At 36.4% G+C, this 8,744-nt stretch carries 5 protein-coding genes and 1 tRNA gene; 3 read left to right on the top strand and 3 right to left on the bottom strand.

Annotated elements, in window-relative coordinates; all coding sequences use genetic code 11:
• Together ACFIL8_RS05690 and ACFIL8_RS05685 are read left to right on the top strand one after the other, a co-directional pair.
• The coding region (locus ACFIL8_RS05690) for an isocitrate/isopropylmalate family dehydrogenase (RefSeq protein WP_375689105.1) at positions 1–1,438 on the top strand (1,438 nt) is incomplete at its 5' end.
• A gap of 844 nt (positions 1,439–2,282) precedes the next feature.
• Entirely contained in the window at positions 2,283–3,047 is a 765-nt protein-coding gene (locus ACFIL8_RS05685; protein WP_375689110.1) for an N-acetylmuramoyl-L-alanine amidase, read from the top strand.
• A gap of 1,250 nt (positions 3,048–4,297) precedes the next feature.
• Here ACFIL8_RS05685 and ACFIL8_RS05680 read toward each other — a convergent pair.
• Positions 4,298–5,494, bottom strand: coding sequence for a porin (locus ACFIL8_RS05680; protein WP_375613795.1), 1,197 nt, complete (start codon positions 5,492–5,494; stop codon positions 4,298–4,300).
• Positions 5,495–5,809: 315 nt separating this feature from the next.
• Here ACFIL8_RS05680 and ACFIL8_RS05675 point away from each other — a divergent pair.
• Positions 5,810–5,900, top strand: a tRNA-Ser gene (locus ACFIL8_RS05675).
• 601 nt (positions 5,901–6,501) lie between these two features.
• On the opposite strand, the gene ACFIL8_RS05670 is transcribed toward ACFIL8_RS05675, so the two are convergent.
• Together ACFIL8_RS05670 and ACFIL8_RS05665 are read right to left on the bottom strand one after the other, a co-directional pair.
• Positions 6,502–7,722 carry an MFS transporter gene (locus ACFIL8_RS05670; protein WP_375632603.1) on the bottom strand — a complete coding sequence of 407 codons (1,221 nt, stop codon included), beginning with the start codon at positions 7,720–7,722 and terminating at the stop codon, positions 6,502–6,504.
• Positions 7,719–8,198 carry a hypothetical protein gene (locus tag ACFIL8_RS05665; protein ID WP_375681503.1) on the bottom strand — a complete coding sequence of 160 codons (480 nt, stop codon included), beginning with the start codon at positions 8,196–8,198 and terminating at the stop codon, positions 7,719–7,721. Before ACFIL8_RS05665 ends, ACFIL8_RS05670 begins: the two co-directional genes overlap by 4 nt.
• Positions 8,199–8,744: the final 546 nt, after the last annotated feature.

Genomic DNA, 8,744 nt, shown 5'->3' with positions numbered 1-8,744 from the left:
GTTTGGTGTGATTGTTGCTGAAAATATGTTTGGCAATATTCTCTCTGATCTTGGCTCTGGGATAATGGGGGGATTGGGGCTTGCATCTCATGTGAATGTGGGGAGCGAGATTGCTTGTTTTGAACCTGTTCATGGAAGCGCACCACGTATTGCTGGACAAAATAAAGCCAATCCTTCTGCGATGCTTTATACCACGGCTTTACTCTTAGAGCACTTAGGCTTTAAAGATGCAGCAAAACAATTATCTGAGAGTGTTGATCAGGTTATTCGTGCTGGAAAAACCGTTACCTATGATCTTGGAGGTGTCGCCTCTACCCGTCAAATGGCTGAAGCTGTTCGCAATTCTCTTGTGAATCCTATCTTTGTTTGTCGTGCGGCGATCATTACCGTTGGTGATGAACTCCTTTCAGGACAATATTTGAATACGAATTTACAAGATTTAAGCCAAAGCTTGAACAAGAGAAATATTCAAGTCACACGTCATTTTGTTTGTGCTGATCAATTACAGCAAATCAGTGAGACTGTTGTTTCTTGTCTTGGACAAGAAGATCTTATCATTATCAGTGGGGGATTGGGACCAACATCAGATGATAAAACACGCGATGGAGTTGCTCAAGCTGTAAAGCAGCCTTTGGTACATCATGAAGATGTTTGGCAAACAATAAAAGGTCAATTACAACGATTAGGGATTTTGGTGGATAAGAGTAATGCACGTCAAGCATTGTTTCCTGAGACAGCAACTGTGCTTGATAATCCTACAGGCACAGCACCAGGGTTTTATCTCTCTTGCGATGGAAGTACACTTGTTGTTTTGCCTGGTCCACCATCACAGGCTCTTGCGCTTTTAGAGAATTATTTAGAACACAACGAGAAGAAATATTTTTCTGTATCGCGTGCGGAGTATGCATGGACTTTGATTGGAATTGATGAAAGTACTATTGCGCAGTGGGTTGATGATCATCTTGAAAATGAACCCTTTGAACGGCATTTTTTATGGAAAAGCCCCTATGTTTTGGTGCAACTGGTTGCTCAATCAGAAGCGCTCTTGGAACAACATTTCGTGGAAGCATTTGAAAATCATTTTCACCCCTATTTAGTTGGGGCAGAAGTTACTACTGCTTGTAAACAATTAGCGATGCATGCAGAGGTTCATTGGTTGGGCAATGATCCGCTGCTTTTAAAATATTTTCAGCCCATAGAAAAAGGTAAACAAGATATTCCACTGCTTGAGGTTGAAGTGAGCCTAGAGCCTTCTTTGGAGACATTAGAAAATCAAGCAGAAAGCCTTGGACATGCCACCATAACTATACGGATGAAAGGTTATGGTGATGATCGGGTAACTTTTCCCTATACACGACCACTTTTAGGTGTCGTCTTACAAGAATATGCAGCCTGGGCTGTCTTAAAAAGATATTTGAAAATGGAGAAGAAAAAATGAACCTCTATGGGGATGTAAAATATTGCCTAAATTATTGAACGTTCTATTATAAGAAGTACTTTGATCCTTTTCTTCAGTGGTTTTTGTCTATAGGGTAATTTTTCTTTTGATGTGTCATTAAATGACTTTGATTGATTCAAGATTAAGAAAAACTTTACGATATTAGGCTCGCTATATTCAATATTTATAATGATTAATTATGATTATAAATCAAGATGTTATATTTTATAGAGCCTATGACAAGGAATCCAGAGACTTCGTGTGCCTTAAGCGTTGTAAATAATTGAGATTCTTTGTAAATCAAACAGCGATGTTGTGAAAAAATAAGAAGTTATGTTATTTACAGGAAAGCTTTGCAAATTTTATTGAACAATATGTCCGTGAAGAGTTTATTGCGAACATGTGCCGTTCTGTTATCTGATAATAAATTGCTGTAAAGAGCTCATAAAATTTTTCCTTTAAGTTTTTGTGTGATTGCATGATCGTTGGGGGTTCACTTCCGAGGGGCTATATTTTTCAATTTGATAACAGGACGAACTATTTTTCTGTAAGACGTGAAGATTTAAGGAGTGATCATTTTACGCTTTTGTTTTCTTTTTGATTGGTAATTTGTAGGAATTTTTTTGGGGAAAATATTTAATGTGGTTAAAAACATTTTATGCGTGTGTGGGAGAAAAATAAAAATGTGGTCTTAATTGTTGATAAGAGTGTCAATATTTTTGATGAACAAATTTTAGTCGTAATTCTTAGTATCTAGATGGGAAGTTTATTGCATTTTTTAACAGTTCGTATTCTATCTGTTGTGATGCGCAGTGGTTTTTTAAGCAAAAAAGAAAGGGCTTTTATGTATCAGATTGATTACAACAGTTATCGTTCTGTCAAGAGTTTTAGTCGTCGCGTTCATTTTCTCGTTATGCATTATACGGCTATTGATTTTAAAGCCTCGATTATGGCGCTTACAGGAGAAAAGGTTAGTGCACACTATCTTGTTCCTGATCCTTCAGAGCAGACATATCGTGAGGCAGGCTTTAAGGATATGCGTATTTTTAATCTGGTTGATGAAAATGAGCGTGCATGGCATGCGGGTGTGAGTTCATGGGCTGGGCATAGTCATCTCAATGATGCATCTATCGGGATTGAAATCGTTAATTTAGCGACTTATCATGATGGGACGGGTATGTTTCCTCCTTATAATCCAATACAAATTGATGCTGTTAAGGAACTTGCCTTGAATATTCTTCAACGGTATCCCGATATTATGCCAACAGATGTGGTGGGACATAGTGATATTGCCATTGGAAGAAAAAGTGATCCAGGAGCAGCTTTTCCATGGAGAGAACTTTATAGCGCAGGTATAGGAGCATGGTATGATGATGAACTAAAAAGTCATTATCAAGAGCAATTCTCTAAGAATTTGCCACCCAAAGAAGAAGTTTTGGCGAAGCTAAAATGTTATGGATATGACATTTCTGCTGCGTGTACCCAAACAGGATACAAAGATTTGATCCGAGCATTTCAACTTCATTTTCGTCAAGAAAATTATGATGGGATTCTAGATGTTGAAACAGCAGCAATTCTTTATGCATTGGTTGATAAGTATTTTCCGTGAATTCAATGCGTTTTAATTGAAAATATGGCTTATGATTACGTGTAAGCCTTTTTATTATCAGGAAAGGCTGCTTTTTGCCAATTGGCTTTATGTAAAAAGGGCATTAATCGTGTAAAAAATCCCCTGTAGGGTATAAGGCGTTTTATGGAAACATAACTCTGAAAGCTCTATGATTTGCAGAGATTAAATTTTATTGTTTCTTTGTCTTATATTTTTCTTCCTTTAAAAACGCATAAAGCCAAGATGTTGTGTATATGATGACATGTTCCTTACGCAGGGTAAAACGCTTCAAATAAAATGGATTTGTATTGTATATTTCCATGCTTGTTTTAAAGAAATGTCTTTTAGTGTGTATCACAACACATATTTTATAGCGACGTTCATAGAGAATATAATCTAAAATCCTCTATGAAGTGTATCCTCATTTTTATGCTTAATAAAAGTGCCTAGCACTATCGTACATTTTGTTAGATCTCAATGTTACGACAACCCTTGGAACTGAAAACGATACATAAAAGGGTTTTCTTTACTCGTTTTTATTCACACGGCTCTCTCCGCTTGTCGTGTACAAGTGAAAGGTTTTGGTTGATTGAAACATGCAAAATTATAAATTATGATTATAAATCAAAGTGATGCAGATTCAAGAAAAATAGGGGCATTTACAGATTGCTACTGATAGGGGGGCTATTCTTTAGAAGGGGAAGAGGTCAATTCATTTTTTTGAAGATATATCTCTTTTCTCTTTTATTGCTTTAGGGGATGTTTGCATCGTTTTGACAGCATGTTTCTTAATGATTAAGTTTTTTAATGAAGCAGTGTTATAAAACGTTGTGTTTTAGAGTGTTGATAGAAGACACATTCAGGCATATCAAAAACACAATGATATCTTGTTTTTTCAATATTTTATCTGTTCAGTGTAGAATTTATTTGAGAAGATCATGACCTAAATTAACAAAGGTTAGAAGTAAATTACCAAGAAAGACCAATTTGCTCATAAAGCAAAGGGGTTATTCATGCTTTAAAGGGCAAGGAAGAGATTGTGTTTGAAGTGATGTGTAAAAGCCCGTGTGAGGTGCTCTTATCAAACATATCAGGTTAATCTTCTAAGAGTAGTTTTATGAAACTAAGTCGGTTTTTTTTCGAGAGACAAGACAATACGTATCAGGAAAAGATATTCATGATATTTGATTTCAAAAATAAAAACTGGCAAACCATGTTGCCAGTTTTTAAAAGCTGTAGCTTAAATAGGATTAGAATGAACGCTGTAAACGGATCATACCTTGAAAAGCACTTTTCTTGTTGAATAAATGTTTTTCATCATTATTTTTATCCGTCACAACGCGATCATCGTTCCAAGAAACATAGGTTAATTCAGGTGTAATCACAAATCCTGGAACCAGCGTGTATGTAATATTTACAGAAGTTGCAAAGGTTTTTACAGCACTATAAGAAACTTGAGCATTCAAATTTGCTTTTGGAGTAAGCTTGTAAGTGGCACCCGCCCAAGCAGCCCATTTACCACCCCAGTTTGCATAAATTGTTGTGCTTTTTCGTGATAACTCATCATTTTCATTTACTGTGTAGTAATCAAGTCCATTTTTATAGCCAGCCATTACCCATAGATTGAAACGATCGTTGACATTGAAATCTGCACGTACTTTTCCAGCCCACTTTTTGTAGTAAGCATCATATGCTGCAACTGCTGAAAAACCACCCCATTTTTGCATGAACTTTATACCCAAAACCACATTCGGGGTGTAATTTTTAATTGCTTTACTTGGAAGAGTGCCCTCAGTGATAGAAACAAGCTTATCATCTTTATCAATGTAGTATCCTGTTATTCCTGGAAGAGAATCTGCATTATTGCCTAATTCAGCGCCGATAATAGCAGAAAAGCCGGAGTCACCACTAAAGGTGTAGGAAATAAAATTGGTGCGTGTTGTGCCGGCAGGCGCTATGCTGTCATCATTGAGAACATTTCCATAATCACCAGTCCAGCTGTTGAAAATTGTGTCATCAAGACCTACGCGAAAACCACCCAGTTCAATGTAAGCCGCGGCAAGCTTTGCAGCAGCGTTGTCTCTACCATCACCCCAGTTTGAATAAATTCTTGCATATGAACGAAGTGTTCCCATTTCTGTTTCAGAAGCTGCTTGAAAAACAAGGGTGAGCCGTGATGCTGCGCCATAGGTTTTTCTTTTGTTTCTTAGTTCAGTTTCGGTTGTTGCATCGATATTATCACCGCCTATAAAATCAGTACGAACATTTCCTGATAAACGCATGCAGGTTTCTGTTCCAGGGATATAAAAATATCCTTTTCCATAGGCATCACAAACGCGAATATATTCTACAGGTTCGGGTTCGGCGATAACTGTTGAAGCAGCATGTGCTCCAGAAATTGCTAAAAAAGCTGCTGTAGAGCTTAAAAAGAGGGATTTAATATTCATATGGGATCTCCGAGGTCCGGTTAAATTTCTTCTAAAGAGTACCATTTGCCTAACGCATTAAGGACAAAGACATAAGTAAATACGCAGCACTTGTTATCTTAGCTATAACTAATCTTTTTAGAGTTTCAAATGTGAAATTACCTTTTTGTAATATATACATGTACTATTCGAGATGCTGTGGTAAAAAAGACACAATTTTTGTTTTATTAACTTTTGCTCCTTATGGGATCAATAAAGGAAAAAAAATTCAGATATTTGGGAAAAAAATCGAAAATGTCTTGAACTTTCTGTTGATACCATTTATGCCTCTCTGTTGGAGAGGTGGCCGAGTGGTCGAAGGCGCTCCCCTGCTAAGGGAGTAGGGCTCAAAAGGCTCTCGAGAGTTCGAATCTCTTCCTCTCCGCCATCTATTGTTATAAAAGCAGTTGACTGTGTATCGGAATTCTGTTTATCCCGTTGGGATTATGCCTCTCATATAAAAAGCATGTTCTAAACACAAATATACTTGTGTTGCCGATTTATGCGCTTGTTTTAAAGAGATATCTTTGCAATGTGTGTAAGCCCATTTTGCGACGCTGCCTCGTAAATGGTATAAAACACAAAAGTTTCTGTGAGACATATAAAGCCTTATAAAGCCACATCATTTGTATACTTATGAAGATGCAAAGAGGCATATTATATATCTGCTTATATATCTGCCTTCCTGTTGTTATAGATTTTGACTATGAGAGTTCATAAAAGGCATTTTTCCTTTCTAAATCGTTTTTATTTATACGGCTTTCTTTGCTTATGATGTGCAAGCAAATGATTTTGATTGTTTCAACCATAAAGCAGATTTGAAAAGAAAGAATCTTACAATATTCGCGTTTGGTATATTATCATTATAAATCAACGTGTTGCTTTATATTTGCATTGTGTATTGAAAGTTGGATGTGGCAATGCTCTCAAAAAAGTTATAGATTTCTTTTAAAAGAAAACATTGTGGGTGAAATGTTATGGTTTTCCTCTCATAGAGACTTTTGAGAGTGTTTCATCCATCTCATGACAACCAAACCACACATGAAAAAAGTAATGGTCGGTAATATTAGGTAGTAAGATGGAGAAACTTTTGCAGGAAGAAAAGAAATAATACTCAATACTGTAATTGAAAATATTCTTCCGCTAAAAGAGACAGCACCAACAACACCGGAAATATGCTGCGTTTGTTTTTGGTTAAGTTCTGAGAAAAATAAGCTTTTTGCACCGATCGGTACAGTGCAAATAAATCCATGGATTAAAGAGAAGGCGATGACTGATGCAGCCGTTTGATGGCTATGAACTGAAAAATAGAGCGCTATGCACATCAGCGCAGAAAAGAAGGAAAAATATTTTATAGAATTCTTATATTTTTTATCAAGAACATGATACTTAGACATCAGCAAATTTGAAAAATATTGTGCTGAAAAGGCTCCAATATGGCAGCACATCAAGACGAGCATTTGCGAACCGTTGAGGTGATGAATTTTTCCCCCTAAAAGTATTATTGGTTGCCAGAAATGATAAATAATCTGAATACCAGCGCTAAAAAGGCACATGAGGAAAATAAACCATGCTCCTCCTACTGTATTTTGAAATATCCAGAGCGTTTCCTTGGCATTGTGCAAGATTGTTTTTGTTTTGGACGTTTCAATTGTCGTTTTCTTTTCTTCAGGAACAATAAGGAATATCAAAAAAATAAATCCCATCATGAGGCATGAGATGATATATCCCATAAAATATCGTCCAGAGTAATAGATCGTTCCAATTCCTACAATCCCACTGAGAATACTTCCAAAAGAGTTAACCTGGTGGTAGAGATGAGCATAATGCGAAAAGTGATCCTGTTTATCGCCTAGAGAATGGTAAATCCATCCGTCAATGGCGCTGACAATGATGCAAATGCCTGCTGCATAGAGAATTTGCGCAATAATAAGTGCTGTCATATTGGGAGCTTGAAGGCATAGAAGATAAAATACTCCTGTCATAAAGACCCCAGCCATAACGGAATATTTACGCCGATATCTGTCAGATAAAACAGCGCAGGGAAAATCAAGCAGCAGGATGGTGGTGGAAAAGACAACCTGAAGCAGAGCTAATTGCGCCAGACTCACTCCCATGGACATTAAAAAAATCGCATGGTAAACGCCGATCAGCATGCGGACAGCATTATAGGAGCCATAGGTGAGAGCAAGGGTGCGTGCTCTGTTCATTGTGTTGTTCCATAGATTGTACAATAAGAATTTTCATTGAAAAGAATATTTTTCTGTGAAAAGGTAGCGGTTTCATATCCCCATTCAGGGATTAGTGGAAAGAAGGCTTCCATAACCATCCCAAAATTTAAAAGGTCCCTTAGTCTATATGAGATTTCAAAGCGTATTAATGAGAGCAAATGATGCAACTTTAAAGTGATTATGAGGAGCAACATAAGCCTCATAAATGAGATTGTCATCTTTGGAGGGGAGTTGCTTGTGGGGCTGTTGCTTCCGTAGTAATCATTTTGTCTAGATCTGTAAAATGACCCTAGGACGGCAAGATCATTGACATAATTAGGACTTATAGAAGTGTGTTTATTTTTTATACACCATTTACTGATCCATTCTCTTTGCTGATCAGCTGAAATAGCACAAATGATCCATAAATCGGTTTTTGGTAATTTTTTGATATCTTTTTTTATAGTCATCAACATTTGTAATCCCCCCCTTTCTTTCTGACTGTTTCTCCGTATCACTTTACGTCTAAAAAAGTTTTTTTCAGAATTCATCTTTACTTTATTTATTAAAAAGATTGTCTCGCAAGGTGCTTTTTAATCACGTCATTACGATTAAGAATTAAATTTCTGATATAAGAGGAAGGGTGCATGATACATTGTGACTAAATACATAAATCCCTCCGTATCCTGAAATGACGATTTCCTTTTGCAAAACAGTATCTTGAATGGAAGCTCGATAACCATTACTTTGATCATGAAATGATAACCTAAAAGAGTGCTTATGATTGCTTGAAGATATTCTTTAGATATTACAGAAAGAACAAAAAAATAGTTTAAAAAAATTAAACTTGGGATGAAAGCTTTCATCTTATGACGGATAATGGTGAATTTTAAACTTCATCTACTGTTTTTTTTGAGCTACTGTGCTGTAAGAAAGATCAAACTCCCCCAATTCATGTCTTTAATTTAAGTCATTGATCATAAACATTATATACTGTCTTTTTAAATTATAACTTTGCTCAT

The organism is Bartonella sp. AP57NXGY (genome assembly GCF_042195805.1).
In the GTDB taxonomy this organism is placed as follows: domain Bacteria; phylum Pseudomonadota; class Alphaproteobacteria; order Rhizobiales; family Rhizobiaceae; genus Bartonella.
The sequence above is the reverse complement of the archived record's forward strand: the minus strand, read 5'-3'. Positions and strand labels throughout refer to the sequence as shown.

Excerpts from the sequence above, each read along its gene's own strand:
- ACFIL8_RS05685 (WP_375689110.1), top strand. The coding sequence starts at position 2,283 with ATGTATCAGATTGATTACAACAGTTATCGTTCTGTCAAGAGTTTTAGT.
- ACFIL8_RS05680 (WP_375613795.1), bottom strand. The coding sequence starts at position 5,494 with ATGAATATTAAATCCCTCTTTTTAAGCTCTACAGCAGCTTTTTTAGCA.
- ACFIL8_RS05665 (WP_375681503.1), bottom strand. The coding sequence starts at position 8,198 with ATGTTGATGACTATAAAAAAAGATATCAAAAAATTACCAAAAACCGAT.
- ACFIL8_RS05670 (WP_375632603.1), bottom strand. The coding sequence starts at position 7,722 with ATGAACAGAGCACGCACCCTTGCTCTCACCTATGGCTCCTATAATGCT.